The sequence below is a fragment of the Paraburkholderia panacisoli genome (genome assembly GCF_008369935.1).
Lineage (GTDB): Bacteria > Pseudomonadota > Gammaproteobacteria > Burkholderiales > Burkholderiaceae > Paraburkholderia > Paraburkholderia panacisoli.
Window position 1 is genome coordinate 113,122 of sequence record NZ_VTUZ01000019.1, and the last position, 26,651, is coordinate 139,772.

At 65.5% G+C, this 26,651-nt stretch carries 24 protein-coding genes; 16 read left to right on the top strand and 8 right to left on the bottom strand.

Features of this window, described 5'->3' with window-relative positions:
* Positions 1-20: 20 nt before the first annotated feature.
* The 3 genes from hutI to hutG are packed head-to-tail and all read left to right on the top strand — an operon-like array spanning position 21 to position 3,541.
* Positions 21-1,256 carry an imidazolonepropionase gene (gene hutI / locus FVF58_RS26350; RefSeq protein WP_149672757.1) on the top strand — a complete coding sequence of 412 codons (1,236 nt, stop codon included), beginning with the start codon at positions 21-23 and terminating at the stop codon, positions 1,254-1,256.
* Positions 1,257-1,278: 22 nt separating this feature from the next.
* Positions 1,279-2,676, top strand: coding sequence for a formimidoylglutamate deiminase (locus FVF58_RS26355; RefSeq protein WP_149672758.1), 1,398 nt, complete (start codon positions 1,279-1,281; stop codon positions 2,674-2,676).
* 52 nt (positions 2,677-2,728) lie between these two features.
* On the top strand, positions 2,729-3,541 hold the full coding sequence (hutG, locus tag FVF58_RS26360) for an N-formylglutamate deformylase (protein WP_149672759.1): 813 nt from the start codon (positions 2,729-2,731) through the stop codon (positions 3,539-3,541).
* Between the two features lie 340 nt (positions 3,542-3,881).
* On the opposite strand, the gene FVF58_RS54245 is transcribed toward hutG, so the two are convergent.
* Positions 3,882-4,016 (bottom strand): hypothetical protein, encoded by a 135-nt coding sequence (locus FVF58_RS54245; RefSeq protein ID WP_281291280.1) that lies wholly within the window; start codon positions 4,014-4,016, stop codon positions 3,882-3,884.
* A 322-nt stretch (positions 4,017-4,338) separates the two neighbouring features.
* On the opposite strand from FVF58_RS54245, the gene FVF58_RS26365 reads away from it, so the two are divergent.
* A complete protein-coding gene (locus FVF58_RS26365; protein WP_149672760.1) occupies positions 4,339-5,007 on the top strand; it encodes a hypothetical protein in 669 nt (222 codons plus the stop codon).
* 112 nt (positions 5,008-5,119) lie between these two features.
* Here the strand turns inward: FVF58_RS26365 and FVF58_RS26370 are convergent, their stop codons facing one another.
* The gene (locus tag FVF58_RS26370; protein WP_149672761.1) at positions 5,120-5,689 is read right to left on the bottom strand and encodes a hypothetical protein; all 570 of its coding nucleotides are present in this window, start codon (positions 5,687-5,689) and stop codon (positions 5,120-5,122) included.
* 107 nt (positions 5,690-5,796) lie between these two features.
* On the opposite strand from FVF58_RS26370, the gene FVF58_RS26375 reads away from it, so the two are divergent.
* Complete coding sequence (locus FVF58_RS26375; RefSeq protein WP_149672762.1) at positions 5,797-6,714, top strand: helix-turn-helix transcriptional regulator; 918 nt, start codon at positions 5,797-5,799, stop codon at positions 6,712-6,714.
* On the top strand, positions 6,711-8,615 hold the full coding sequence (locus FVF58_RS26380; protein ID WP_149672763.1) for a DUF3857 domain-containing transglutaminase family protein: 1,905 nt from the start codon (positions 6,711-6,713) through the stop codon (positions 8,613-8,615). Before FVF58_RS26375 ends, FVF58_RS26380 begins: the two co-directional genes overlap by 4 nt.
* Positions 8,616-8,661: 46 nt before the next feature.
* Here the strand turns inward: FVF58_RS26380 and FVF58_RS26385 are convergent, their stop codons facing one another.
* A complete protein-coding gene (locus FVF58_RS26385; RefSeq protein ID WP_149672764.1) occupies positions 8,662-9,813 on the bottom strand; it encodes a branched-chain amino acid ABC transporter substrate-binding protein in 1,152 nt (383 codons plus the stop codon).
* Positions 9,814-10,295: 482 nt separating this feature from the next.
* A complete protein-coding gene (locus FVF58_RS26390; RefSeq protein ID WP_149672765.1) occupies positions 10,296-10,757 on the bottom strand; it encodes a hypothetical protein in 462 nt (153 codons plus the stop codon).
* A gap of 326 nt (positions 10,758-11,083) precedes the next feature.
* Here FVF58_RS26390 and FVF58_RS26395 point away from each other — a divergent pair, with 326 nt between their 5' ends.
* Positions 11,084-11,275, top strand: coding sequence for a hypothetical protein (locus tag FVF58_RS26395; RefSeq protein WP_188130933.1), 192 nt, complete (start codon positions 11,084-11,086; stop codon positions 11,273-11,275).
* Positions 11,276-11,377: 102 nt separating this feature from the next.
* Here the strand turns inward: FVF58_RS26395 and pdxY are convergent, their stop codons facing one another.
* The 3 genes from pdxY to glgC form a co-directional block, all read right to left on the bottom strand.
* Positions 11,378-12,244 carry a pyridoxal kinase PdxY gene (pdxY, locus tag FVF58_RS26400; RefSeq protein ID WP_149672767.1) on the bottom strand — a complete coding sequence of 289 codons (867 nt, stop codon included), beginning with the start codon at positions 12,242-12,244 and terminating at the stop codon, positions 11,378-11,380.
* A gap of 244 nt (positions 12,245-12,488) precedes the next feature.
* Entirely contained in the window at positions 12,489-13,949 is a 1,461-nt protein-coding gene (gene glgA, locus FVF58_RS26405; RefSeq protein WP_149672768.1) for a glycogen synthase GlgA, read from the bottom strand.
* A 199-nt stretch (positions 13,950-14,148) separates the two neighbouring features.
* Entirely contained in the window at positions 14,149-15,420 is a 1,272-nt protein-coding gene (gene glgC / locus FVF58_RS26410) for a glucose-1-phosphate adenylyltransferase (RefSeq protein ID WP_149672769.1), read from the bottom strand.
* Between the two features lie 405 nt (positions 15,421-15,825).
* Between glgC and FVF58_RS26415 the strand changes: the two genes are divergently transcribed.
* A complete protein-coding gene (locus tag FVF58_RS26415; RefSeq protein WP_149672770.1) occupies positions 15,826-16,956 on the top strand; it encodes an alpha/beta fold hydrolase in 1,131 nt (376 codons plus the stop codon).
* A 157-nt stretch (positions 16,957-17,113) separates the two neighbouring features.
* On the opposite strand, the gene FVF58_RS26420 is transcribed toward FVF58_RS26415, so the two are convergent.
* Positions 17,114-18,112, bottom strand: coding sequence for an LLM class flavin-dependent oxidoreductase (locus tag FVF58_RS26420; RefSeq protein ID WP_149672771.1), 999 nt, complete (start codon positions 18,110-18,112; stop codon positions 17,114-17,116).
* A 349-nt stretch (positions 18,113-18,461) separates the two neighbouring features.
* Between FVF58_RS26420 and FVF58_RS52300 the strand changes: the two genes are divergently transcribed.
* From FVF58_RS52300 to FVF58_RS26460, 8 genes are all read left to right on the top strand, one after another.
* Positions 18,462-18,683: a hypothetical protein gene (locus tag FVF58_RS52300; protein ID WP_246217204.1), complete on the top strand. Its 222-nt coding sequence runs from the start codon at positions 18,462-18,464 to the stop codon at positions 18,681-18,683.
* Positions 18,680-20,281, top strand: coding sequence for a rhodanese homology domain-containing protein (locus tag FVF58_RS26430; RefSeq protein ID WP_149672772.1), 1,602 nt, complete (start codon positions 18,680-18,682; stop codon positions 20,279-20,281). The genes FVF58_RS52300 and FVF58_RS26430 overlap by 4 nt, the downstream gene beginning before the upstream one ends.
* Positions 20,282-20,475: 194 nt before the next feature.
* Complete coding sequence (locus FVF58_RS26435) at positions 20,476-21,462, top strand: ABC transporter substrate-binding protein (RefSeq protein ID WP_149672773.1); 987 nt, start codon at positions 20,476-20,478, stop codon at positions 21,460-21,462.
* Positions 21,463-22,344: 882 nt separating this feature from the next.
* Positions 22,345-22,896, top strand: coding sequence for a hypothetical protein (locus FVF58_RS26440; RefSeq protein ID WP_149672774.1), 552 nt, complete (start codon positions 22,345-22,347; stop codon positions 22,894-22,896).
* A gap of 33 nt (positions 22,897-22,929) precedes the next feature.
* Complete coding sequence (locus tag FVF58_RS26445) at positions 22,930-23,883, top strand: patatin-like phospholipase family protein (protein WP_149672775.1); 954 nt, start codon at positions 22,930-22,932, stop codon at positions 23,881-23,883.
* 461 nt (positions 23,884-24,344) lie between these two features.
* Complete coding sequence (locus tag FVF58_RS26450; RefSeq protein WP_149672776.1) at positions 24,345-25,034, top strand: ABC transporter permease; 690 nt, start codon at positions 24,345-24,347, stop codon at positions 25,032-25,034.
* Positions 25,035-25,039: 5 nt separating this feature from the next.
* Positions 25,040-25,753, top strand: coding sequence for an ABC transporter permease (locus tag FVF58_RS26455; RefSeq protein WP_149672777.1), 714 nt, complete (start codon positions 25,040-25,042; stop codon positions 25,751-25,753).
* Between the two features lie 79 nt (positions 25,754-25,832).
* Entirely contained in the window at positions 25,833-26,624 is a 792-nt protein-coding gene (locus FVF58_RS26460; protein WP_149672778.1) for an ABC transporter ATP-binding protein, read from the top strand.
* Positions 26,625-26,651 lie beyond the last annotated feature (27 nt).

Genomic DNA, 26,651 nt, shown 5'->3' on the forward strand with positions numbered 1-26,651 from the left:
CGAGCTGCAACGGGCACGCGATGAAGCAAACCGTCTGGCATCACCTGAAACTCTGCCCGCAGGGCGATCCTCAACACACGCTCGCCGATGCAGCGATCGCCGTCGAAGACGGCCGCATCGCATGGCTCGGCGCAGCTTCCGAATTACCCGCCCACTACGCCGCATGGCCGCGTGAAGATCTGCACGGCGCATGGGTGACGCCGGGCCTCGTCGATTGCCATACACATCTGGTGTACGGCGGGCAGCGCGCGGACGAATTCGCGCAGCGCCTGGCTGGCGTCAGTTATGAAGAAATCGCGCGGCAGGGCGGCGGGATCGTCTCGACGGTGCGCGCCACGCGCGCCGCGGACGAAGCCACGCTGTTCCGGCAAGCGGCCGCGCGGCTCGAACCGCTACTGGCCGAAGGCGTGACGGCGATCGAAATCAAATCCGGCTACGGCCTCGATCTCGCCAGCGAGCGCAAGATGCTGCGCGTCGCGCGGCAGCTGGGCGAACGCTATCCGGTGACGGTCTACACGACGTTTCTCGGCGCGCACGCGTTGCCGCCGGAATTCGCGGGCCGCGCGGATGCGTATATCGACGAAGTCTGCAACACGATGCTGCCCGCACTTACCGCCGAAGGCCTGGTCGACGCGGTCGATGTGTTCTGCGAGCGCATTGGTTTTTCGCTGGAGCAAAGCGAGCGTGTTTTCAACGCCGCACAACGCTACGGGCTGCCGGTGAAGATGCACGCCGAGCAGTTGTCGAACGGCGGCGGCACGGCGCTCGCCGCGTGCCATCGCGCGCTGTCCGCCGACCACCTCGAATTTCTCGACGAAGCCGGCGTCGCCGCGATGAAAGAGGCGGGCACGGTGGCCGTGCTGCTGCCGGGCGCGTACTACTTCATTCGCGAAACGCAATTGCCGCCGCTCGACTTGCTGCGGCGCTACGAAGTGCCGATCGCGATTTCGACCGACAGCAACCCCGGCACGTCGCCCGCAACGTCGTTGCTGCTGATGATGAACATGGCGACCACGCTGTTCCGCATGACCGTGCCCGAGGTGCTGCTGGGCGTGACGGCGCACGCGGCGCGCGCGCTCGGCAAAGCGGACACGCACGGCTCACTCCAGGTCGGGCGTGCGGCGGATTTCGCGGTGTGGTCGGTCGATTCGCTGGCCGAGCTGGCTTACTGGATTGGGCGTCCGCTGTGCGCGCGAGTCGTGCGTGCGGGCGAGACCGTTTATACGCGGCGTGAACTGAACCAAGACCCGAGCTAAGACCTGAGAGACAATTTAAGCGATGACACAATCGAATCAATCGCTGTTCGCCGAGCATGCGTATCTGCCGGACGGCTGGCGCCGCAACGTGCTGCTGGAGTGGAACGCGCACGGCACGCTGACGGCGGTGAAGCCGGATACACCGGCCGCGCCTGCGGGCGTGCGTAAAGCGGCCGGTCCCGTATTGCCTGGCATGCCGAACCTTCATTCGCACGCATTCCAGCGCGCGATGGCCGGCCTCACCGAGTATCGCGCCGCCAGTGGCACAGGCGCCACCGACAACTTCTGGAGCTGGCGCGAACTGATGTATCGCTTCGCCGCGCGCATCACGCCGGAAGGCCTTGCTAGCGTCGCGCAATGGCTGTACATCGAAATGCTCAAGGCGGGCTATACGTCGGTGTGCGAATTCCACTACGTGCACCACGCGCAGGACGGCGGCCGTTACGCGAATCCGGCGGAGCTTGCGCAACGCGTGGTGGATGCGGCGTCGGCAAGCGGCATCGGCATGACGATGCTGCCGGTGTTGTATCAGTACAGCGGCTTCGGTTCGCGCGCGCCGCGCGACGATCAGCGGCGTTTCATCAACACACCGGAAAGCCTGCTCGATCTGCTAGGCACGCTGCGCGCGGCGCGTCCCGAGAGTGCCGCGCTGCGTTACGGCGTGGCGCCGCATTCGCTGCGCGCGGTCTCGGCAGAGTCGTTGCGCGCGCTGCTGGGCGGCATCGATGCCGACGCGCCCGTGCATATCCATATCGCCGAACAGACCGCCGAAGTCGACGCGTGCGTCGAAACCGAAGGCGCGCGTCCGGTGCAATGGCTGCTGGATCGCTTCGATGTGGACAGCCGCTGGTGCCTCGTGCACGCGACGCATGTCGATGCGAACGAAACGCTGGCGCTCGCGAAGAGCGGCGCGGTGGCCGGCTTGTGCCTGACCACCGAAGCCAATCTCGGTGACGGCATCTTCCCGGCTCAGGAATATCTGGACGCGCAAGGGCGCATCGGTGTGGGCTCGGATAGCCATATCGGCGTCGACTGGCGCGCCGAATTGCGGCTGCTCGAATACGGCCAGCGTCTGACCCGCCGGCAGCGCAACGTGCTGGCGGCGGCGCAAGCCACGCATGTCGCGGACCGTCTGTTCGACGCCGCGCTCGACGGCGGCGCGCACGCCACCGGCCGCGCGGTCGGTGCATTGCAGGCCGGGCGCCGCGCAGACTGGCTCGTGCTCGACGCCGAGCATCCGAGCATCGCCGAGCACGCGCCCGAGGCGTGGCTGTCGGGCGTTGTATTCTGCGAGCACGGCGACACGCCGATTCGCGATGTCTACACGGGCGGCGACAAGGTCGTCGATAACCGCCGGCATCGCGATGAAGAGGGCGCTTACGCGCGCTATCGCACGGCGCTCGCGGAGCTGCTCAAGTGAGCCCGCATGACTTGCTGAACCGATCCTTCGATCACTTCGATTCCGGACTGACATGACTGCATTGAACACTCCGCCGGTTTTCTCGCTGCATCAGGGAAGCCTGCCGTTGCTGATCTCGATCCCGCATCTGGGCACGCAGATCCCCGCCGACATCGCCGCGACCATGACCCCGGTCGCGCAACGCACCGACGATTGCGACTGGCATCTGGACCGTCTCTACGGGTTCGCCAAACGGATGGGCGCATCAATTCTCGCGCCGGCCTACGCGCGCTACGTGATCGACCTGAACCGTCCGCCCGATGGTGCCAACCTCTACCCGGGTCAGGACACGACCGGTCTGTTGCCGGTCGACACGTTTGACAAGGAACCCTTGTACCTCGACGGCCATCTGCCGGACGACGCCGAAATCGCGCGCCGCCGCGACGCATACTGGAAGCCGTATCACGACGCGCTGACCGGCGAACTCGCGGTGCTCAAGGCGAAGCACGGCAAGGTGCTGCTGTGGGAAGCGCATTCGATCCGCTCGCATGTGCCACGTTTCTTCGACGGGCGTCTGCCGGATTTCAACTTCGGCACGTCGAATGGCGCGAGCGCGGTGGCGGGTGTGGCCGAGGAACTGGCCGCGCTGGTCGAGCGGCATGGCGGCTATACGGCGGTCGCCAATGGCCGCTTCAAGGGCGGTTACATTACGCGGCAGTACGGGCAGCCCGCGCAAGGCGTGCATGCGGTGCAACTCGAGTTGTCGCAGATCACGTATATGGAAGAGCAACTGCCGTATGCGTATGACGAAACGCTGGCCGCGAAGGTCGAGCCTTTGCTCGAAGCGCTCTTGACGACGGCGTTGGAGCGCGTGAAGGCGGCCTGAGTGAGAGCGCTGGCCGTTCAGGTTGCTGAAAGCGCACGCAACCTGAACGCCTGATAACAGGCACAAGAGGCAGCACCGTCGCTGCCGTTGAACTCTTCTCTTCACCACGCGGTTCACGCACGGGCTTGCGCGCAAGCCCGTGTCCGCGTCGACTCACACCGCCAAGGTGTAACAGCATGTGTCCGTGATTGCGTGCCGCCGGTTTCGCGCGGAACGTAGTGAGCGTCGAACGAGTCTGTGCGCGCCATGTTGCCTCAAACTCCGAGTGCCCAAAAAAAAAGCCCCGCATTTGCGAGGCTTGCGATGCGTGCCGTGCCCGTGGGGCACAACATCACCACCATTAATGGCAGCGCTTTTCCCAGTGATGATGGACATGCACCTTGTGGCATTCGCGATGATGCTCGTTAGCTTGTGCGGGAGCGATCGCGCTCAGGGTAACGACGGCTGCGGCAATGGCGAGAACGATTTTCTTCATTACAAAACCCTTAAGTCAATGTTGTGGAGCTACCGATCCAGCACGGGACGTGCCGCATCGGCATGCAAGGATGCCACATTGCGCGCGTCGCGCGTAGGAACACTGCACGGATGCGTGTGTCAATGCAACACACGGCACGTTGCGAGCGCCAGCAGACGGGCGCGAGCGCGTGTTAGCGTGTATTTTCGACACATCGGCGAGCGGGTACGCCAACAGGCACGCCGGGATTGCGCGCAACGAGGCGAAGCGGCTACCCTTTCAAAAGGATGACGCGCGCAAGCCTGTCATCACGACATCGGGTAAAAAGATGGAAGACCCAGCGATGGAAGATTCCGACGAATTGCTGCTGCTCCCGGTCTGGCGAGCGAACCTGGTGCTGCTGACCCGCGAGGTCGGTGCGGCGACCCGTCTCGCGCGCATGATGACCTTCTCCGCGAGTTACCTGAAACTGATGCTGTCCGGTCAGCGAGAATTCAGCGAGGAATTCGTGCGCGGGATCGAAGCGGTCACGGGTTTGCCCGCGGGGTGGATGAACGTGCCGCACACCGAGCACGACATTCCGCCCAACGCGCGCGAGGCGATCGACAACGAACAGCCGCTCGCGCGCTTTCGCGGCACCGCGCATCCGGTGCGCAAGAAGACCGTGCTGCGTCCGCCCGAGCCGATCTTCGGTCAGTCGGGGCCTGCCAGACGCGTCGAGGAAGAGCCGCTCGATGTCGAAGCGCATCGGCGCCAGGTGCACTTTCGCCAGGTCCGCGAGTTGGCGATCCAGGAGGTGCGGCGCTTTGAGCGGCATCTGAGTCACGCGCCGGTGGAGTTGTCGTCGATGCGCGCGAAGGTGGAGGAGGTGATCGCCGCGGCCGATCTCGAAGACCCGATCCAGGCGGATCTCGCGGGCCGGCTGGAGCAGATCGAGAAACATCGCCATTTGCTGCTCAGGCATGTGGAGCGGCTGCAGGCGCTGCTGGGGCAGCTCGGGGAACAGGACTGACGAGGGCGGCGAGGTACGGGTTGCCGCCGGGCAACTCGGCCGTTTCGCCGGCTTGAGCCGCGCCAACCCGTTTCAGCCGTTCTAGTCGTTTCAACCGCTCACCCGATCACCCTCATCGCGCCGCGCACGCCCCCCTGCGCCGCGCATGAAACTCGGCTTCCAGCGTCCACGTCACGCCGTCCGGCGCGAGCGCGACACCGGTCCAGCAGAACGAGTCGCGCGTGATATCGGTGAAATTCCAGCGGATCGGCGTGCCGTCGGCATGCGTGCCGATCTGCACCAGATCGTTGCCGATGCGCCGGCCTCTCAGCTCATCGCGCTGACCGGTCAGCGGATTGACGTAGGTGACGCGCCACGCGCGCAGCGCCGCGTCCCAGATGCGCAACGTGGTGCCGTACATCGCGAGGTCCGCGTCGCCTGCAGCGCGGCCGCCGGCGGGACCGCCGCGCGGCGGCATGATCCACACGTCCTGCACGGCGCGGCCTTCCAGCACCCAGCCGAAATGAATCTCGCCGCGCCGTGGCGCATGCCGCAGATCGACGCGGTAATGCACCACGTCCATATCCCAGCTGCCGATCAGCCAGCCGTACAGGTCGTCGTCGGCGGCGATGTCGGCGGCGCGCGCGGGCGCGCTCAACGCGGCGAGGAAGCCGCCTGGGAGGTCGGTTTCAAGTCTGTTCATCGCAATGCTCCACGGGCTTAAAGTCGGATCGACATCGACGGCAACGGCCGAACCGCACCCGCCGCCGATGTGCTAAAACCACGATACGGACTCAGCCGAGGTGCATCTTGGGGAAAATTGCCGTCACGTTGCAGCAGGCGCTCGGCTCGCGCGACCGGGACGGCGCGCGCGGCGCCACAACTGCGCGTACGCTCGCGCAAGGCGCGGGCTGGGACGCCGCAGATCTGCTTTGCACCTTCGGCCCGCGCGACCAGCCATTCGAGGAACGGCACACCGGCGTATGCATCGCGATGGTGGTGGCCGGCTCGTTCGACTATCGCGCCGCGCCCGGCCGCGAAGTGCTCACGGCCGGCGCGCTGCTGCTCGGCAACACGGGCGAGTGCTTCGAGTGCGGGCATCGGCACGGGGCGGGCGATCGCTGCATTGCGTTTCACTACGCGCCGGCTTACTTCGAGCGGCTTGCCGCGGATGCGGGCCTGGCGAGCGGTCAGTTGAATTTCAGGCGCGCGCGCATCCCGCCGCAGCGCGCGTTGTCCCCGCTGATCGCGCGGGCCTGTGCGGGCGCGCAAGCGGATGACGCGAGCGCCACCGTCTGGGATGAACTGGCCGTCGAGCTGGCTGCCGCGACGCTGCGAGCGGCCGGCACGTCGATGCGCGCTGAAACGGCCGCGAGCGGCACGGCGGGCGCTGTCGCGACGTCGCGCGTCGCGCAGGTCGTGCGTCTGATCGACGACTCGCCCGGCGCGCCGCATACGCTGACGAGTCTCGCCGCCGCCGCGGGCTTGAGCGAGTTCTACTTCCTGCGCACGTTCCAGCGCGTGACCGGCGTGACGCCGCATCAATACCTGTTGCGCGCGCGCTTGCGGGCCGCGGCGCTGCGCCTTCAGGATGGCGGGGCGAAGATCGTCGATATCGCGCTCGACTGCGGCTTCAACGATCTGTCGAATTTCAATCACGCGTTTCGCGCGGAGTTTGCCGCGAGCCCGCGTGTGTGGCGTGCGCGGGGCAGGGCGCAGCGCTCATGACGCGCAGGGTTGCGTTCGTCGCACTGGCCGCTGCTTTGACGCTGGGCGCACATGCCGCCTTCAGCTTCGCCGACGACGACGCGTCGGCCACCGCCGGCGACGACAACGCGCCCTCGACGATCGAGCGCGACGTCCACCTTTTCACGATCCAGAAAGACGGCTCGATCGAGGAGCACGACGACACGGTGTTGCGGGCCAACACCACGAGCGGCGTCGACGACATCGCGCAACGCTACGTGTGGTTCAACAAGGACATCGAGCAGGTGCAGCTGCTCGCCGCCGAAACGATCGACCCGAACGGCGTCCTCCATCCGGTCGGCCCCGAGGCGATCCGCGACGTGCAGGAGCCGCGCTCGGCCGGCGCGCCGAGTTTCGAGGACGGTGTGTTGCGCACGGTGATCTTCCCCGGCGTGGCACCCGGCTCGCGCGTGCATCTGGCGTTTCGCAAAACCCGCGTGAAGCCGCTGCAGGCGGGCACCTTCGGGTATCTGGTCGAGCCGACGCGCGAGCCCGTCGAGCAGCAACGGCTGATCTTCGATCTGCCCGCCGATGTGCCGCTCTATGCCGACGCGCGCGGCTACGTCGCCGTGCCGCCGGTGACGGCCAACGGGCGCACGCGCTACGAGTTCGACTATCGGCACGGTCCCTATGCGCCGCTCGAAGCGGGCGCGGTCGGCTACGGGAACTGGGGCGATCGGCTGATGGTGTCGACGGTGCCGGACTTCGCGAGCTTCGCCGCGCGCTATCGCGGGGCCGCCGCCGACGCGACGATGGACGACCTCGCGATCGTCCAGCTCGCCCAAAGCCTGACCGCCGGCGCCGCCGATCCGCGCGCGAAGGCGCAGGCGCTGTACGACTGGATGCGTCTGAACATCCGCTACGTGGCGCTGTTTCTCGGCGAGACGGCCGCGATCCCGCACAAGGCGATCGACATCCTGCACAACCGTTATGGCGACTGCAAGGATCACGTCGCGCTGTACAGCGCGCTGCTGGCCGCGGTCGGCATTCGCAGCGAGGCGGTGCTGCTCAACCTCGGGCCGTACTACAGCTTGCCGGACGTGCCCGGTTACGGCGCGAGCGCGATCAATCATGCGATTGTCTGGATTCCTGAGTTGTCGCTGTTCGCGGATACGACGGCGGGCGGCGTGGCCTTCGGCTATCTGTCGCCCGGCGTGATGGACCGGCCCGTGCTGCTGGTCGGCCAAGGCGTGTTGTCGCGCACGCCCGCCACCCAGGCGCGCGAGCGCACCGCGCGCCTGCAGGTCGATATCGATGAAAGCGGCGCGGCGAACTACGCTTACCGCGTCGAGGATGCCGGGTACACGGCCGAACTCGAGCGCAATACGTTTCGGCGCGCGACCCGGCAGCGCGCGCAGCAGATCGCGGCGAATCGTCTCTTGCAAACGGGCTTGCACGGCACCGCGCAATTGAGCACCGACGACGTGTCCGCGACGAGCGGACCCTTCGCCACATCGACACAGGGAAGCGTCGCGCACTTCGTGTGGCGCGACGGCACGACGGCGGTGCCGGTGCTGTCGAGCCTGTCCGGCGGCATGGACTCGCAGGTGCAGACGTGGCTCGCCGAGCCGGCGCGGACCCAGCCGTGGGCGTGCATCGGCGGCGAATTCGACGAGACGCTGGCAATGACCCTGCCGCGCTTTGTCCGCGTGACCGATTTGCCCACGGATACAGCGGTGCAGAACCGCTTTCTGACGTTCTCTTCGCGCTACGTGTTCGATCCCGCGACGCGGATGTTGCAGGTCAGCCGGCACCTGCGCGCCGCGTTCGGGCATCAGATGTGTTCCGCGAGCGAATTCGCCGACATCAAGGACGACCTCGTGCGGATCGAGCGCGATCTCGACGCGCAACTGGTGGTCAAGGTCGCGAACACGAAGTCATAGCAACGGCCCTGGCCGCGCAGAGACCAGGGCCGCACGCGGCTCGAGCTTACGTGCCGCTCTTCGTCACGATCGGCACCCAGGCGCCGCTCTTCACCTGATACAACGTGGACGCGCCGCTCTTCAACGCGCCGGTGTTATCGAACGAGATCTTGCCGGTCACGCCGTCGAAATCGATCGCCTTCAGCACGGGCCGGTACGTCGCCGGCGAAGTCGATTTGGCCTGCTGCATCGCCTTGATCGCGGCCCACGCGCCGTCGTAGCCGAACGGCGCATACGACAGGATGTCCTCGCCATAGCGCTTCTTGTACTTCGCGGAGAAGTCCTTGCCGCCCGCCAGCTGCGCGAGCGGACGGCCGTACTCCCAGGCCATCACGCCGTCGGCCGCGTCGCCGGCGAGCTTGATGAAGTCCGGGTCCATCACGCCGCCGCCGCCCACGAGTTGCGCGTTCAGGCCCAACTGCTTCATGCGCCGCGCGAAACCGGCCGCCTGGTTGTCCAGTCCGCCGAAGAACACCAGGTCCGCGTTGGTCCCCTTGATCTTGGTGATCTGGGTGCTGAAGTCCACCGCGTGATTGTCGGTGTATTCGCGCGCGACGATGGTGCCGCCGTGCGCCTTCACCGCCTTCTCGAACTCGTCGGCTTCGCCCTGGCCGAACGCGGTGCGGTCGTCGATGATCGCGATGCGCCTGGCCTTGGTCACGTCGACCGCATACGCGCCCGCGTTGCCGGCGTTCTGGCCGTCGGTGGAGATCACCATGAAGGTGTTCGCAAAACCACGGCCGGTGATGATCGGATTGGTGGCGGCCGGGTCGATCACCGGAATGCCGGCCTGTTCATACACCTGCGACGCGGGAATCGTCGTGCCGGAATTGAAGTGGCCCACCACCACCGCGACGCCCGAGTCGACCAGCTTCTGCGCGGCCTGCACGCCGATGCGCGGGTCGGCCTGGTCGTCCTGCGAGACGAGCTCGAATTGCGCCACCTTGTCGCCGATCTTGATCTTCTGCGCGTTGGCTTCGTCGATCGCGAGCCGGACGCCGTTCTCCAGGTCTTTGCCATAGCCGGCATTGGCGCCGGTCAACGGCGCGGCGAAGCCGATCTTCACCGGCAGGTCGTCGGCGAAACCGGCGAGCGGCGTGATCGAGAAGATGGCGCCAACCAGCATGGCAAGCGGTTTCAGCGTGTTGCGGACACTCATGGTCTCTCCTTCCATCGACAGTTCAGTGAGAAAGCGGCAAGACAGTAACGCTGATCGACACGCGGGCCGAGGGTTCGCCTCGCGCGTATCGAGAGACTACGAATGATTGATCGCCATCAACAATGCTGGAATACGCTCAGTAGCGCTGGCTGTGTTTATGTGCGGTCAATCTGGCGCGAATATAGAAAGCCAATTTGCCGCCGTCTTGGCAATTCGAGGCGTTTTGGATGAGCATTTCGGCACAGGCCGTGCGGCGGGCCGGCGGCGTGCCGGGTGGCGGGGTGGATGTGCCGCCGCGTGGGGTGCGGATTTCGGCACATGCTTAAGAGCGGCCGGCGCGGGGTACGCCGGGCGGGTTGTTCGTTTGGTTTTCAACGATTGACCACGGGAATTGCGGTCGTCGTGGGCTTTGGTGAAAGCCTTCGCGCCAAGGGGCTTCGCGACGGCGAAGCCCCTGTCAGCCACGCGTCAAGCCGCAGCCTTCAACGTTCGCCTTGCTGGCGCAACAATTCTTCTCGCAGTCGCAGCAGCGGCGCTTTGGTGTCCTCGTCGGCCCAGGTATCGAGATCGTCGATCGCGCGCTGGCAGCCGTCGAGCACCAGGTCGAGGTCCACCGGCACGCCGTTGTTCAGCGCGAATTCGATGGTCTCGGCGAACTGCTGGCACTCGTCCTCGCCGTATGAGATGTCGAGGTTGTCGGCGATCACCTCGGCGATGTTGCTGCGCGCGCGGTCGTCGGGCGTCACCATCTCGACGATGCCGCGTGCGACCGCCGGCGAGTAGTACAGCGCGATGTCGAGCCATTGCGCCGGATCGAAATCGGCCTGGTCGAACTGGTTCTCGAAGTACTCGATCGCTTCCTGTTCGTGCGCTTCGTCAGCGTCGACGCTGATGCACAACTGCTCGAAAAATTCTTCCCGCTCGCTGCGGATATAACCGTCCATCGATGCCTCGTCTGCTGAATGCCGGATGCCAGAAATTGCCAGGTGGACGGGCGATGCCTCGTCCACGCGGCACGCATTATAGGACGGCTGGCTGACGACACGGCCGCCGGGCGCGTGACGGATTGACCGCGCGGCGTGTAATAGTGCCTTCCTGTTGCGGGTGATTTTCCGTCGTGCGCCGGTCGTTAGACTCCGCTTGACCGTTCGGGTCGAGTCAATCGGAGAATCATGATGAGGGCAGTTTGGGTACCGTTGTGGGTCGGCTTGCTGGGCGCGGCAATGTTTGGTGGGGGGGCGGCCGGGCCGTGGGCTTGACGCGGGCCGAAGTGCTCGCCGAACTGGCCGACTATAAGAGCGTCGGCTACCAATTCAGCGAAGTGGATTATCCACAGACGGCGATCGACGCCACCCGCAAGGTGGTCGCGCTGCACGCCGAACGCGCGGCGGCTGCTGCGAGCGCTGCGAAAGTGGCTGACGCAGCCGGCCAGGCGCAGGCGGTGCGGGTAGAAATCGATTGATTGCCGCTTGCTGCCGGTAGTTGCCGGTGAGTGAACCTGATGCCGGTGAACGCGGACGAATACCAGTCAGCGGCCAGTCAATGGCGGCGCCATGCACCCACCCTAAGCCGTCTCCGCCACCCACGCATCGAACCACTCGCGCGGCTGCGCGATTTCGTTCTGGGCGGCCACCAGCTCCAGCTCATAACGTCCGGCCTGCCACGTCGTCTTGACCACCGCATTCACCGCAGCCAGCGTGTGCTCGAAAGCCGCGCGAATCGAGTCCCCGAGCAGCGTGCGCGCGACGAACACCGCGCTCGTCAGATCGCCGACCCCCACCGGCTGCCGCGCGAACGGATAGAGCGGGCGTTGCCCCATCCACGCCTCGCGTTCGGTGACAACCAGCATATTGAAGCGGTCGGCGGGACTGTTGCGGTCGAGCAGATGTTTAACCAGCACCAGCTTCGGCCCGCGCGCGATCACTTCGCGGCATGCCGTCACGGCTTCTTCGAGCGTCTCGATCTCCCGACCCACCAGCCGCTGCAATTCGACGTGATTCGGCGCCATTGCGTCGGCCACTTGCGGCATGGTGCGCACGAGAAACTCCTGGATGCCCGGCTCGACCTTGCAGCCGCTCGTCGCGCCCATCACCGGATCGCAGAAGTACCATGCGCGCGGATTGGCGGCCTTCACGGCCGTCACGATCTCCACCACCGACTGTGCCTGCTTGGGCGTGCCCAGATAGCCGGAGAGCACGGCGTCGCAGCGCGGCAGCATGCCGATCGCGCCGATGCCTTCCACCAGTTCTTCCATCTGCGACGCGTCGATCGCGCTGCCGCTCCAATGGCCGTATTGCGTGTGATTCGAGAACTGCACGGTATTGAGCGGCCAGACATTGACGCCGAGGCGGCGCATCGGAAACACGGCCGCGCTGTTGCCGGCGTGTCCGAAGACGACATGTGACTGGATGCTCAGAACATTTTTCGTCATGGTATGGCCCGCGCAACCGGTGATGCGCGATCAAAAGAAGCGGGAAGGTGCGCCGCGCCAGGGATCCGAGGTGGGCCCGTCGCCGCGCGGCAGGACTGCATTCAGATGGTGCAAGAAAAATGCGCGCTTTGCATTGTCAGGAAACAATACATGAGTTTGCCGCGCGCGAGTCGATCCGTCCCCGCGTTTGTTGCGCCGAACCATCAGACGCGAGACGCAAGGCAGGGCGGTGAAGCGAGTCGATTCAGATCAGTTCGCGGTACAGCGCCAGATAGCGCTCCGCCGATGCGCCCCAGCCGAAATCCTGGCGCATCGCCCGCCGTTGCGTCGCTTTCCATTCGGTGCGCCGGTCGTAGAGGGCGAACGCGCGGCGGATCGCGGCGGCCAGCCCCTTCGGTTCGAACCGTTCGAAGACGAAGCCAGTGGCGAGATCGTCGGCGAGATTTTCGAGCGATGCGTCCATGACCGTATCCGCGAGGCCGCCCACGTAATGCACGAGCGGCAGCGATCCATAAGCGAGCGCATACAGTTGCGTGAGCCCGCAGGGCTCGAAACGCGACGGCACCGCGATCACGTCGCTGCCCGCGACGATGGTGTGCGCGAGTGTTTCATCGAAGCCCAGCTCCACCGCGACCGACTCCGGATGCGCGTGCGCGACGCGCTTCAGGCCGTTCTCCAGCGCCGGATCGCCGGTGCCGAACACGACCAGCTGGCCGCCGTGTTTGACGATCTCGGGCACCGCGCCGAGCAGCAGATCGAGGCCTTTCTGTTCGGTCAACCGGCTCACCACGCCGAATAGCAGCGCATCGCTTTTCTGCGCGAGGCCGAAGCGCTTTTGCAGCGCTTCCTTGCACGCCGCTTTACCGGCGAGGCGTGTGGCGCTGTAGTGGGTGTCGAGCAGCGAGTCGTCGGCGGGATTCCAGACGGTGTAGTCGACGCCGTTCAGGATGCCGCTCAGATCATGCGAGCGCTGGCGCAGCAGCCCGTCGAGTCCGCCGCCCTGGGCGAGCGTCTGGATTTCGCGGGCGTACGTGGGGCTGACGGTCGTGATGCGGTCGCTGTAGTAGAGCCCCGCCTTGAGAAACGACAGCTGCCCGTAAAACTCGATGCCGTACACGCTGAAAAAATCGTCCGGCAGTGCGAGCTGGCCGAACTGGTGCGCGGGAAAAACACCCTGATACGCGAGGTTGTGCACCGTGAACACGGAGCGCGCGAATACCCGGCCATGCTGCCGTTGGGCCGCTTTCAGGTAGGCGGGGGCGAGCCCCGCGTGCCAGTCGTGTGCGTGGACGATCTGCGGCGACCACGCGGGGTCCAGTTGCTGCGCCAGTTGCGCGGCGACCCAGCCGAGCAGCGCGAAGCGCTGCGCGTTGTCGCCGTAGGGCACGTGCTCGTCGTTCAGATACGGATTGCCGGGCCGGTCGTACAGCGCGGCGGCGCGGATCACGTAGACCACCAGACCGTTCGACGGCAGCGTGCCCTGTTCGAGCGTCACGCCCGGCGTGTCGAAACGGCGGCCCAGTTGGGCGACCGGCCGCAGGTCGGCGAGACCGGCGAGCACGGCCGGAAAGCCAGGCAGCAGCACCCGTACGTCGGCGCCGCGTTCGATCAGCGCGGGTGGCAATGCGCCCGCGACGTCGGCGAGACCGCCCGTTTTGAGGAGGGGATACAGCTCGCTTGCGACATGCAGGGCGCGAATCGTCATAGGCCGGGTCTCGTTCCTGTGGGTGGGTCCCGCTGATTGGTCGGTGTGGTCCGTGTGATCCGTCTGGTCACCGCAAGGTCGATCTGTTCGGGCATGTGTGGGGAGGCATGCCTGATGGTCAAAAACCCGGCGGGTTCACGCTGTTCGCGGCGGGCAGGCAGGCCCGCGAACAGCGCACGGGCCAGGTCCGCCATCCGCCTTACTTCATCGTCTGCTTCTGCTGCAACGCCTCGGGCGTGACCAGTACGACGCCGTCGCTGGTGCGGTAAAAGCGCTCGGCATCGGCGGCCGGATCTTCACCGATCACCGTGCCGTCCGGTATCGTGCAGCCACGGTCGATCACCACCTTCTGCAGCCGGCAACTCGCGCCGACCGTGACTTGCGGCAACAAGACTGCCTCATTGATATTACAGAACGAACTCACCTTCACATTCGACGAAAGCACCGAGCGCGAAATCTGCGAGCCCGAGATCACGCAACCGCCGCACACGATCAGGTTGTTGCCCGAGCCTTGCAGCCCCTTCAGGTCGCGCACGAACTTGGCGGGCGGCAATTGTTCCTGATATGTCCAGATCGGCCAGTTGCGGTCGTACAGATCGAGGGTAGGGATGGTCGAGGCGAGGTCGAGATTGGCGGCCCAGTAAGCGTCGATCGTGCCGACATCGCGCCAGTACGGCTCCACGTCCGGGCTCGACGACACGCACGACATGCTGAACGGATGCGCGATCGCCGTGCCTTGCGTGACCACGCGCGGCAGGATGTCCTTGCCGAAGTCGTGATCCGTCTCGACGCTGGAGATGTTTTCTTCGAGCAGCGCGTACAGATAGTCGGCGCTGAACACGTAGATGCCCATGCTGGCGAGTGCCGTATCGGGGCGGCCGGGGATCGACGGCGGGTCGGCGGGCTTTTCGACGAAGCCGGTCACGCGCCGGTTTTCGTCCACCGCCATCACGCCGAACGCGACCGCGTCCATACGCGGCACCTCGATGCAGCCGACCGTGCAGTCCGCGCCGCTGTCCGCGTGATCGGCGATCATCCGCGTGTAGTCCATCTTGTAGATGTGGTCGCCCGCCAGCACCACCACGTATTTCGGCCGGATCGAGCGGATGATGTCGAGGTTCTGGAACACCGCGTCCGCGGTGCCGCGATACCAGTGCGCGCCTTCCACCCGCTGTTGCGCCGGCCACAGGTCGACGAACTCGCCGAACTCGCCGCGCAGGAAGCCCCAGCCGCGCTGCAAGTGGCGCAGCAGCGAATGCGCCTTGTATTGCGTGACCACGGCGATGCGGCGGATGCCCGAGTTCAGACAGTTGGACAGCGCGAAGTCGATGATCCGGTATTTGCCGCCGAAGTGCACCGCCGGCTTGACGCGCTTGTTGGTGAGCGGCCCGAGCCGCGTGCCCCGTCCGCCCGCGAGGACGATGGCGAGGGTGGTGCGCTGCACGTCGTTCAGCCGTGCCGAAGTGTCCATGTCTGCCTCCATAATTTGTCTATGCCCCGGATGATCTGGTCACTTGCTCTGCGCTGATGATTGGTGCTGCCAGGCGCTTCGTCTTCGCGGGCCCGTCAGCTATTTCTAGCACCGATTGGCGGCGAGCGAGAGGTTGAATTGCGCGGATGCCGACCGCGCTCATCCTGCGCACGATCAACCGTTGCGTGGCGGACATCCGTGCGGCACGACACATAGAGCGCGATCTGAGCATCCGCAATATGCATGCCACGCTGGCCGCCGCGGCGCCCGGCCTGCGCGGGCGGCAGCGCGGCGGCGCGTCGCGTCGTAGAATCGTGCGCTCGTGGCCGCGGGTTCAGGCGCGCCGGCCAGACCGCGCGCGAACTTCGCATGCTCCCTGCCAGGTCCTTTTTGCAAAATATATCGATGAGTCTTCGACGCTGTTGCCTGCTTGCGCTATTGACCGCTTCAGTATGTGCCGTTGCGCCCGCCGTTTCTTCTGCTTCTGCCGCCACGCTGGGGAACGCCGCCGCTGCCACGACGGCAGTGAGCGACGCCAGCCCGGCGGCCGCCAGCGCCGCCGCGGTGTCCGCCGGCGCCGCCGCCGGTGGCCCGGCGTATGGGCCCGAGCTGCAAGGCTTCGACTATCCGGCGCCGGTCGAGCGCTTCGAATTCATGTCGCAAGGCGTGCCGCTGCACATGGCCTACATGGACGTGAAGCCGGCGCATCCGAACGGCCGCACGGCGGTGCTGCTGCACGGCAAGAACTTCTGCGCGGCGACGTGGGGCGCCACCATTAATCGGCTGAGCGACGCAGGTTATCGCGTGATCGCACCGGACCAGATCGGCTTTTGCAAATCGAGCAAGCCCGAGCACTATCAGTACAGCTTTCAGCAGCTCGCGCGCAATACCCATGCGTTGCTTGCGTCGCTGGGCGTGAGCGATGCGACGATGATCGGCCATTCGACCGGCGGCATGCTGGCGATCCGCTACGCGCTGATGTATCCGCACGAGACGCAGCAACTGGTGCTGGTGAACCCGATCGGTCTCGAAGACTGGAAGGCGAAGGGTGTGCCGTCGCTATCGGTGGACGAGTGGTATCAACGCGAGTTGAAGACGAGCGCCGACGGTATCCGCCGCTATGAGCAATCCAACTATTACGCGGGCCAGTGGCGCGCCGACTATGAGCCGTGGGTGCAGATGCTGGCGGGAATGTACCGGGGGCCGGGCAAGCAGATCGTCGCGTGGAATTCCGCGCTGCTCGACGACATGATTTACACGCAGCCGGTGGTGTACGAGCTGGGGCAACTGAGCATGCCCACGCTGCTGCTGATCGGCCAGAAGGACACCACCGCGATCGGCAAGGACGCGGCTTCTCCTGAGGTGCGCGCGAAGATCGGTCATTACCCGGAACTGGGCAAGGCGGCCGCGAAGGCGATTCCGCATGCGACGCTCGTCGAATTCGCGGAGCTGGGGCACGCGCCGCAGATGCAGGACCCGCAGGCGTTCCATCAGGCGTTGCTGGATGGGATGGCGGCGGTGCCGGCGAATCGGTGAGCCCGGCTTGAACTCCCGGTTGATTCGGCGGCTGCATGAAAGGCTAATGAGCCGTCGCCTTCAGGCGAAGCAAGCGGTGAATTTCCGTCGGCCCTTGAGCCGGATCGATTGAAGAAAGAAGGGCGGCCACGAGCCGCCCTTCTTGTATCCGCCGACGCTACGCGTTGGCGGCCATCAACTCTTCACGCACTTGCGCGCCGATCTCGAACGAGCGCAGCCGCGCGTCGTGATCGTAGATCTGCGCGGTCAGCATCAACTCGTCCGCGCCGGTCTGGGCGATGATCGACCGCAGTCCTTCGCGTACCGCGTCGCGGTCGCCGAGCGCAGTGCACGCGAGCGAGTGCGCAACATTGTTCAACTCCATCTCCGATGCCTCCAGCCGCTCGACCGGCGGCTGCAACTGGCCCGGCGTGCCGCGCCGCAGATTGATGAACTGCTGCTGCAGCGACGTGAACAGAAGCCGCGCTTCCTCGTTGGTCCGGGCGGCGAACAGATTGACGCCGACCATCGCATACGGCTTGTCGAGTGCCGCCGACGGCCGGAACTGCGAGCGATACACCTGCAGCGCGGTGAGCATATAGTCGGGCGCGAAGTGCGACGCGAACGCGAACGGCACCCCGAGCGCCGCCGCAAGCTGGGCGCTGTACAGCGACGAGCCGAGCAGCCACAGCGGCACATGCAGCCCCGCGCCGGGCACCGCGCGAATACGCTGGCCCGGCACCGGATCGGCGAAATAGCGCTGCAGTTCGACGACGTCGTCCGGGAAAGACTCCGCGCTATTTTGCAGATCGCGGCGCAGCGCGCGGGCGGTGCTTTGATCAGTGCCCGGCGCGCGGCCGAGGCCAAGATCGATCCGGCCGGGATAGAGCGACGCGAGTGTGCCGAACTGTTCCGCAATCACGAGCGGCGCGTGGTTCGGCAGCATGATGCCGCCGGAGCCGACGCGGATCGTCTTCGTGCCGCCGGCGACATGGCCGATCACCACCGAAGTCGCCGCGCTCGCGATGCCTGTCATGTTGTGATGTTCCGCCAGCCAGAAGCGGCGGTAGTTCCAGCGTTCCGCATGCTGCGCGAGGTCGAGCGTGTTTCTGAATGCGTCCGCCGGCGTGGCGCCCGCGGCGACCGGCGAGAGGTCGAGGACCGAGAAGGGGATCATTGTCTGTTCACTTGCTGTTTGCGGCGCTTTCGCGCGATGGGGCATTGTGGCAAAGGCTGAGTTTTTCTGCTGACGCCGCGGCGATGTCCACGTTCATCGAAGGGGGTTTGTTTGCGTTCACGCAAATTTGCGAAGCGAGACGCCGCGCGATCGCGCAGGCATTACATGCAACGTCGATATGGATATATAGACGACGTCGATATTTAACAGGCGCATGCGGTGCTGCTAGCCTGGAACCCTCGACCAGGTCGAATTCGAGCGCGTGGCGGCATGATCGACCCTGGGCCATGCCACGCCGATCCATGACCACGCCGTGCAGGCTCGATTAGCGTGCTGCGTGGCGCGGAAATTGCAACCGAGTACCTTGCCGATGCACACGCCGCATCATCGCGTGAGCAATGCTTTTGGTGACCGTACGTCGATCTGCATTCGCGTGTACGGTGGAAATATCGGCGCGATGACGCGCTCGGTCTATTCCGGCGACGCGGTTCGCAAGACCTTTATCTCAGGCTATTCGAACGACGTGTCGCGGATCATCTGCAACGTTACGAAGGAGTTTCACCTCTCATGAGTGTCGCAAACGAATTCCGTACCCGAGCCTACGACGACGTGCGCCGCACGTTGATCGAAGGCGAGGAAATCGCGCTCGTCGACGTGCGCGAGGAAGATCCGCACGCGCGCAGTCATCCGCTGTTTGCCGCCAGTCTGCCGCTGTCGCGGCTCGAACTGGAGGCGCCGGAACGCTTGCCGCGACCGGCGGTCCCGATCGTCGTGCTCGACGCCGGCGAAGGCCTCGCGCAACGCGCCGCGCAACGTCTGACCGAACTGGGCTTTACCGATGTCGCGTTGCTCGAAGGCGGCCTGCAAGGCTGGCGCGAGGCAGGCGGCGAGCTGTTTCAGGATGTCAACGTGCCGAGCAAGGCATTCGGCGAACTGGTGGAAAGCGTGCACCACACGCCGTCGCTCGGCGCGCCGCAGGTGCAGGCGCTGCTCGATCACGGAGCCGACGTGGTGGTGCTCGACGCGCGCCGCTTCGACGAATACCAGACCATGAATATTCCCGGCAGCATCAACGTGCCTGGTGCCGAACTGGTGTTGCGCGCGCGCCAACTCGCGCCGAATCCGGCCACGCGGATCATTGTCAATTGCGCGGGGCGCACGCGCAGCATCATCGGCGCACAGTCGCTGATCAATGCGGGCGTGCCGAATCCGGTCGCTGCGCTGCGCAACGGCACGATCGGCTGGACGCTGGCGGGTCAGCCGCTCGCGCACGGCGGCTCGCGCCGCTACGAACCGGTGATCGACGACACGCTGCGTCTGGCCGCCGCCGACGCCGCGCGCGCGGTGGCCGATCGCGCGCGAGTGGGCCGCACGTCGCGCGACGAAGCGCGCCGCTGGGCGGACGAAGCGGTGCGCACCGTGTATCGCTTCGACGTGCGCTCGCCCGAGGAATACGAAGCGGGTCACGTGCCCGGTTTTCGCAGCGCGCCGGGCGGGCAGCTGGTGCAGGAAACCGACCGCTTCGCGCCGGTGCGCGGCGCGCGCGTGATTCTCGTGGACAACGACGGCGTGCGGGCCAACATGAGCGCGTCGTGGCTCGCGCAGATGAAAGTCGAAGTATACGTGGTCGATGGTCTGACGGCCGCGGACTTCGCGGAGAAGGGCGCGGCGCCGCCCGCGCGCTACGCGAGCGCGCCGCCCGACGTCGAAGAGATCGCGCCGGCCGAACTGGCCGCGCTGCTGCAATCGCCGGGCACGGTCGTGCTCGACTTCACGAGCAGCGCGAATTATGTGACGCGGCACATTCCGGGCGCGTGGTTCGTGATTCGCAGCGACCTCGACGCCGCATTGCGCAAGTTGCCGGATGCGCAGCGGTATGTGGCGACCTGCGGCAGCGGTCAGCTTGCGCGCTTTGCCGCGCCCGAGCTGGCGGCGGCGACCGGCCGCCCGGTCCAGGTGCTCGCCGGCGGCACGGCGGCGTGGGTCGAAGCGGGCTTGCCCGTCGAAAGTGGCGCAACGCGGCTTGCATCGCCGCGCATCGACCGTTACCAGCGTCCGTATGAAGGCACCGACAACTCGCGCGAGGCGATGAGCGCGTACCTGGAGTGGGAGTATGGACTGGTCGAGCAGCTCGAGCGCGATGGCACGCATGGGTTTCGCGTGATCTGAGCTGGGTGTGCGGATCGGGCGGCTGCTGCGGGTGTGAGTAACGGCGTCATTGAGCGGGCGCGTCGCCGCGCCCGCACGCACGCCGCTCAAGAAAAATCCGCATATTTGCTTAGCAGAATAATGCGTTTGTCTTATACGGAAGCGTACCTTATCGTCGATGGCAAATCACTTCATGCCATCGGGCAAGCGCCTCCATGCCGACTCTCCGTTTTTCCTTCGACATCCTCTCTATTTTCCGCCGCGCGTGGTCGAGGCCGCTTGGCGCCGTCGCGCTGGCGATCTCGGGTGTGGCGTGGGTCGCGCCTTCGCGCGCGGCCGATCTGCCGGTGCTGAAGGTCGGCGATCAGTCTTTGCAGACGCGCGGCATTCTCGAAGCGTCCGGCCAGTTGAAAGACCTGCCGTACCGGATCGAATGGTTCAACTTCCCGGCGGCGCAACCGCTCGGCGAAGCGTTGAACGCGGGCGCGGTCGATGTCGGCGGGCTCGGCGACGCGCCGCTCGTGTTTGCACTCGCGGCCGGCGCACGGGTGCGGGCCGTCGCGGCGACCCGCTCGAATCCGCTGGATCTGGCGATCGTCGTCGGCGCGCAGTCGCCGCTGAACGACGTGGCGAGCCTGAAGGGCAAGCGCATTGCGACGACGCGCGGCTCGATCGGCCACTATCTCGCGCTTGCCGCGTTGAAGAAGGCCAACGTGCCGGCGACCGGAGTCACGTTCGTGTTCCTCGCGCCGGCCGATGCGAAGGCGGCGCTCGCGTCGGGCAGCGTCGATGCGTGGTCGGTGTGGGACCCGTACACGGCGCTCGGCGAAGCGCGCGATCACGACCGCATCATCGCGAATGGGGTCGGCCTGTCGGAAGGGCTCAGCTACCAGGTGGCGACGGAACGCGCGATCGCCGACAAGCACGCGCAACTGGCCGACTTCCTGCGGCGCGTGGCGATCGGTCAGCGCTGGGCGCTCTCGCATCCCGACGAAGTCGCGGTGATGCAGTCGCGCGTGACCGGCCTGCCGGTCGATGTGCTCAAGACCGTCTATCAGCGCGGCCAGGTCCATCCGGTGACGATCGACGACAGCGTAGTCAGTGCGCAGCAGCGCACCGCCGATACCTACGAAGCCGCCAATGTGATCCGCGCGCATCTGGACGTGCGCACGAGTTTCGACCGCAGCTTTCCGTTGCCTTGAGGCGGGCAGTGGCAGCGTCCTCATGAATGCGGGGCGTGCGGTGACACGCTGTGAGGCGCGGCTTGATGGCGATGTGTTCGGGGCGCGGCGATCAGGCAGTCGCAGGTTGCGTGCTGCGCACGCCGAACGCGTGACGCTCGTGAAGCGCCGCTCGTTAGACGCCCCCGGCAGCGGCCAGACAATCGACGCGTCGCAGCCCCTGCGCGACATGAACGCCGCAGCCAGCGCGACCGCCATGGCGAGCTAGCTCCCACCCACGAATTCACGCCGAACTGCCCTCGCGCGAAGCGTCTCACGCCTCGCAAATCATCTGCATATTCGGTGTAAACGCGCTCTCGTCTAAATCGCTCAATGCGATTAAATTGAATGCACTTGGAAGACTTATCGAGGGACCAGGGCGACCAAACAAGCAGCGGTTTGCCATTCCGGCGATGGCGCAAGGTGTGTAGCCAAGGTTGCTCACCGCTACGTCCGGAACCAGACCGCTGCGTGTCGTCCGAAGTGCCTCGTATCGCGGCCGGTGGCCGCTTCACTTCCGGTTGACCGTATCGACCGACCTGGCGACGCTTTGTACAGCGTCGCCTTTTTGCTTCTGGCTCCGCTTTTTCGCGGCTCGGGCCGCCTCGACGCAAAGCGCCGCGCGCCAGCTTGCAGTCCGCCGCCGCATCGATCGCGGCACCTGTGCCGCATTTTCATCGCGCCTTTGCGATGTGCCGCGCAGACTTCCTTGAACCGCAGGATTGCAATGGGCTTGCGAACACGCCGGCCATGCACCAACTTGCCCGTCTCACTCGCGGTTTTCCGCGCGCGCGGTTATCCTTGGAGTAGACACTACACATCGGAAGGCGCGCGCATGCGGCGCATCTGAACAGGGAATTCGCTGTGAGCCTCAAACTGCTTACCGTCGCGATGCTGGCCGCGTGCGTCGCGCTGACCGGCTGCGACGATCAACAGAGTGACCGCGCCGTGCAAAAACTCAAGGACTTCTTCAACGCCGTCAAACCGGATGCGTTGTTGCTCAGGAACATGACACCGGGCGTCACGACCGAAGCGCAGATCCGTGAGCAGATGGGCAAGCCGGAAACCGAGCGCACGTTCACCGACGGGTCGAAGCGCTTCGAATATCCGCGCGGTCCGCAAGGGCTGAACACGTACATGGTCGACATCGACCGTGACGGCAAACTGCAAGCCATCACACAGGTGCTGACAGCCGCCAACTTCGCGAAGATCCGCATGGGCATGAGCGAGGACGAAGTGCGCCGGCTGCTCGGCAAACCGGGCGAGATCGCGGTGTTTCCGCTGAAGCCGGAGACCGTGTGGAGCTGGAAGTGGCGCGAAGGCGGCGTGACCCAGGAAGGTTTTTTCAACGTGCACTTCGACAGGAATCTGAAGGTGTACACGACATCGCGTTCGGACGTGATACGCGGGCGCTAGAACGCAGAAGCGAAGACAGAAAGCGGGGTAAGCATGATACGTCGACGTCGATCCAGCCGTATCGGGCTGGTGTTGGGAGGCGGCGCCGCGCGCGGCTGGGCGCACATCGGTGCGATTCGCGCGTTGCAGGACGCGGGCATCAAGCCGGATGTGGTGTGCGGCACGTCGATCGGCGCGCTGGTGGGCGCCGTGTATGCGAACGGCGACCTGGACTGGCTGGAGGAATGGGTGTCGCGGCTCACGTGGCAGACGGTGGTGCGCCTGCTCGATCTGCGCATCTCGGGCGGCCTGCTCGGCGGGCGCAAGGTGATCCAGCTTTTCGCGGACAAGTTCGACGGCCGTTCCATTGCGCAGTTGAACATGCCGTTCGCGGCGGTCGCCACCGAACTCGATACAGGCCGCGAAATCTGGCTGCAGGACGGCAGCACGGTCGACTCGGTGCGCGCGTCGATTGCGATTCCCGGCATTTTCACGCCGGTGTGGCACAACGGCGTGTGGCTGGTGGACGGCGGCCTGTGCAACCCGGTGCCGGTGTCGGTCGCGCGCGGCATGCGCGCGGACTGCGTGATCGCGATCGACCTGAACAACGACATTCTGAACGGCCGCGATTTCGGCGGCGCGGTGGTCGAAACGCCGTCGCTCGATCCCGCCGCGCCGACGCCGCTGGCTTTGCGCCGCAACGGCAAGCCCTGGCCGCGCTGGCTCGCGCCGACCGACGCGGCGGTCACCGACGACGTGCGCGTGCCGCCCGCGCCGAGCGCGCGCGTGCCGTCGATGCTGAGTTCGATCGCGCAAAGCATCGACATCATGCAGGTGCGGATCTCGCGCAGCCGGCTTGCCGGCGAGCCGGCGGATATCCTGATTCAGCCGCGCCTGGGCGGGATGGGGATTTTCGATTTTCACCGCGCGGCGCCGGCGATCGAGGAAGGGCGCGCGGCGGTCGAGCACATGCTGCCGGCGATTCGCGCGCGGCTGGGGATGGACTAGGTAAAACGACGAGGCAAAACGACGAGGCAAAACGACGGGCGAATCGGCCGGCCTCGTGCAAAGGGACCGCCTGTGCCCTCGCGCGACCGGTCACGAAGAACGAAACGCCTTCGTGATTCGCCATGATCCATCGGCACACAACTCATGTGCCGTCCGCCCGGCACCGACTTTTACGCATGCCTGAGTCCGCCTGGTCTATCGCAAAAGCGACCCGAAACTTGCGAAATCGCGGCAGCGCATGCGATCCGCGCCGCGCCTTACAAAAACATATCTCCCGCAAAACCAAGCGCTAACGGCTCCCGCCCCTCGAAACCGTGCGATGTTGCATTGCAACAGAGTACGCTCCCGCCATTTGAGAAATTGATTTTCGCTTGCGAGACTCCGCGACATGCCGGATGAGTCGGGCAGGCGCAAGCCGCCGCCGTCCGTGACACTTTCAATAAACCTGGATGGAGACGCGCGTGTTCCTTTACGGCTTTGGTCCGGTGTTGCTGGCCGGCACGATCCAGACGATCGAGCTGTCCGTCCTGTCGCTGGCCGCCGCCGTGCTGCTCGGCCTCGCGGGCGCGGCGGCGAAACTCTCGTTCAACCGCCCGCTGCGGGCCATTGCGACCGGTTATACGACGCTGATCCGCTCGGTGCCCGATCTCGTGTTGATGCTGCTGCTGTTCTACAGCATCCAGATCGCGGTCAACAATCTCACCGACGCGCTGGATCTGCCGCAGTTCGACATCGACCCGTTCGTCGCCGGCGTGCTCACGCTCGGTTTCATCTACGGCGCGTACTTCACCGAGACCTTTCGCGGCGCCTTTCTGGCAGTGCCGCGCGGCCAGCTCGAAGCGGGCAGTGCGTACGGCATGAGCGGCGCACGCGTGTTCACGCGCATCCTGTTTCCGCAAATGATGCGTTTCGCGCTGCCCGGCATCGGCAACAACTGGCAGGTGCTGGTCAAGGCGACCGCGCTGGTGTCGATCATCGGTCTCGCCGACGTGGTCAAGGCCGCGCAGGACGCGGGCAAGAGCACCTTCAACATGTTCTTCTTCATTCTGATCGCCGCGCTGATCTATCTGGCGATCACCACGGTATCGAATCTCGTGCTGATCTGGCTGGGCCGGCGCTATTCGATCGGCGTGCGCCACGCGGAGCTTTGAGCGACATGATCGACATCATCAATCAATTCTGGCGCGCGTTCCTGTTCTGGGACGGTCAGCGCATCTCGGGTCTCGCGGTCACGCTGTGGCTGCTGGTGGCGTCGATCGGCATCGGCTTCGTCGTGTCGATTCCGCTCGCGGTCGCGCGCGTGTCGAAGAAGCGCTGGCTGTCGACGCCGGTGCGCGTCTACACCTACGTGTTCCGCGGCACGCCGCTGTACGTGCAGTTGCTGCTGATCTACACCGGCATCTACAGCCTCGCGTTCGTGCGCTCGCACGAGCTGCTCGATGCGTTCTTCCGCAGCGGCTTTCACTGCGCGATTCTCGCGTTCGCGCTGAACACCTGCGCGTACACCACGGAGATTTTCGCCGGCGCGATCCGTTCGACGTCGCATGGCGAAGTGGAAGCGGCGCGTGCCTACGGCATGAGCTGGTTCACGATGTACCGGCGCATTGTGATACCGTCCGCGCTGCGCCGGGCGTTGCCGTTGTACAGTAACGAAGTGATCCTGATGCTGCACGCCACCACGGTCGCGTTCACGGCCACGGTGCCGGACATCCTGAAGGTCGCGCGCGACGTGAACTCGGCCACGTACCAGTCGTTCAATGCGTTCGGTCTTGCGGCGCTGCTTTACCTGGTCGTGTCGTTCGCGCTGGTCGCGTTGTTCCGGCGCGCCGAGCGTCATTGGCTGGCATATCTCGCGGTGCGCACGCATTGAGCGTGCGCTGTTGGCCCTGGGCGGCGCCGCGCATGCGCGCCGTCACAGATCGATCCGTATTTTCAAAAGGGAGAGCATCTTGCTCCACACCACCCAGACCGAAGCCTGCAAGCTCGCCGTACAGGACATCCACAAGCGCTACGGCGACAACGAAGTGCTCAAGGGCGTGTCGCTCAACGCGAACAAGGGCGACGTGATCAGCATCATCGGCGCGAGCGGGTCGGGCAAGAGCACCTTCCTGCGCTGCATCAATTTTCTCGAGCGGCCTAACGCCGGGCAGATCGTCGTCGACGGCGAAACGGTCAAGACGAAAACCGATCGCGCCGGCAATCTCGAAGTGGCCGATCACAAGCAGTTGCAGCGCATCCGCACGAAGCTCGCGATGGTGTTCCAGCACTTCAACCTGTGGGCGCACATGAACGTGATCGAGAACATCGTCGAAGCGCCGATTCACGTGCTTGGCATGTCGCGTCGCGAAGCGGAGGAGCGCGCGCGCGAATATCTCGAGAAGGTCGGCCTCGCGCCGCGTCTGGAAAAGCAGTATCCGTCGCATCTGTCGGGCGGCCAGCAGCAGCGTGTGGCGATCGCGCGCGCACTGGCGATGAACCCGGACGTGATGCTGTTCGACGAGCCCACGTCCGCGCTCGATCCCGAGCTGGTCGGCGAAGTGCTGAAGGTCATGCAGAAGCTGGCCGAGGAAGGCCGCACGATGATCGTCGTTACGCACGAAATGGGTTTCGCGCGCAACGTGTCGAACCACGTGATGTTCCTGCATCAGGGCCGCACCGAAGAGGAGGGCCTGCCCGCCGAAGTGCTGACCACGCCGCGCAGCGAACGGCTCAAGCAGTTCCTGTCCGGCAGTCTGAAGTAACGCGCGGCTCGCGCAGTCGCGTCATAC

Excerpts from the sequence above, each read along its gene's own strand:
- hutI (WP_149672757.1), top strand. The coding sequence starts at position 21 with ATGAAGCAAACCGTCTGGCATCACCTGAAACTCTGCCCGCAGGGCGAT.
- FVF58_RS26355 (WP_149672758.1), top strand. The coding sequence starts at position 1,279 with ATGACACAATCGAATCAATCGCTGTTCGCCGAGCATGCGTATCTGCCG.
- hutG (WP_149672759.1), top strand. The coding sequence starts at position 2,729 with ATGACTGCATTGAACACTCCGCCGGTTTTCTCGCTGCATCAGGGAAGC.
- FVF58_RS54245 (WP_281291280.1), bottom strand. The coding sequence starts at position 4,016 with ATGAAGAAAATCGTTCTCGCCATTGCCGCAGCCGTCGTTACCCTGAGC.
- FVF58_RS26365 (WP_149672760.1), top strand. The coding sequence starts at position 4,339 with ATGGAAGATTCCGACGAATTGCTGCTGCTCCCGGTCTGGCGAGCGAAC.
- FVF58_RS26370 (WP_149672761.1), bottom strand. The coding sequence starts at position 5,689 with ATGAACAGACTTGAAACCGACCTCCCAGGCGGCTTCCTCGCCGCGTTG.
- FVF58_RS26380 (WP_149672763.1), top strand. The coding sequence starts at position 6,711 with ATGACGCGCAGGGTTGCGTTCGTCGCACTGGCCGCTGCTTTGACGCTG.
- FVF58_RS26385 (WP_149672764.1), bottom strand. The coding sequence starts at position 9,813 with ATGAGTGTCCGCAACACGCTGAAACCGCTTGCCATGCTGGTTGGCGCC.
- FVF58_RS26390 (WP_149672765.1), bottom strand. The coding sequence starts at position 10,757 with ATGGACGGTTATATCCGCAGCGAGCGGGAAGAATTTTTCGAGCAGTTG.
- pdxY (WP_149672767.1), bottom strand. The coding sequence starts at position 12,244 with ATGACGAAAAATGTTCTGAGCATCCAGTCACATGTCGTCTTCGGACAC.
- glgA (WP_149672768.1), bottom strand. The coding sequence starts at position 13,949 with ATGACGATTCGCGCCCTGCATGTCGCAAGCGAGCTGTATCCCCTCCTC.
- glgC (WP_149672769.1), bottom strand. The coding sequence starts at position 15,420 with ATGGACACTTCGGCACGGCTGAACGACGTGCAGCGCACCACCCTCGCC.
- FVF58_RS26415 (WP_149672770.1), top strand. The coding sequence starts at position 15,826 with ATGAGTCTTCGACGCTGTTGCCTGCTTGCGCTATTGACCGCTTCAGTA.
- FVF58_RS26420 (WP_149672771.1), bottom strand. The coding sequence starts at position 18,112 with ATGATCCCCTTCTCGGTCCTCGACCTCTCGCCGGTCGCCGCGGGCGCC.
- FVF58_RS26430 (WP_149672772.1), top strand. The coding sequence starts at position 18,680 with ATGAGTGTCGCAAACGAATTCCGTACCCGAGCCTACGACGACGTGCGC.
- FVF58_RS26435 (WP_149672773.1), top strand. The coding sequence starts at position 20,476 with ATGCCGACTCTCCGTTTTTCCTTCGACATCCTCTCTATTTTCCGCCGC.
- FVF58_RS26445 (WP_149672775.1), top strand. The coding sequence starts at position 22,930 with ATGATACGTCGACGTCGATCCAGCCGTATCGGGCTGGTGTTGGGAGGC.
- FVF58_RS26455 (WP_149672777.1), top strand. The coding sequence starts at position 25,040 with ATGATCGACATCATCAATCAATTCTGGCGCGCGTTCCTGTTCTGGGAC.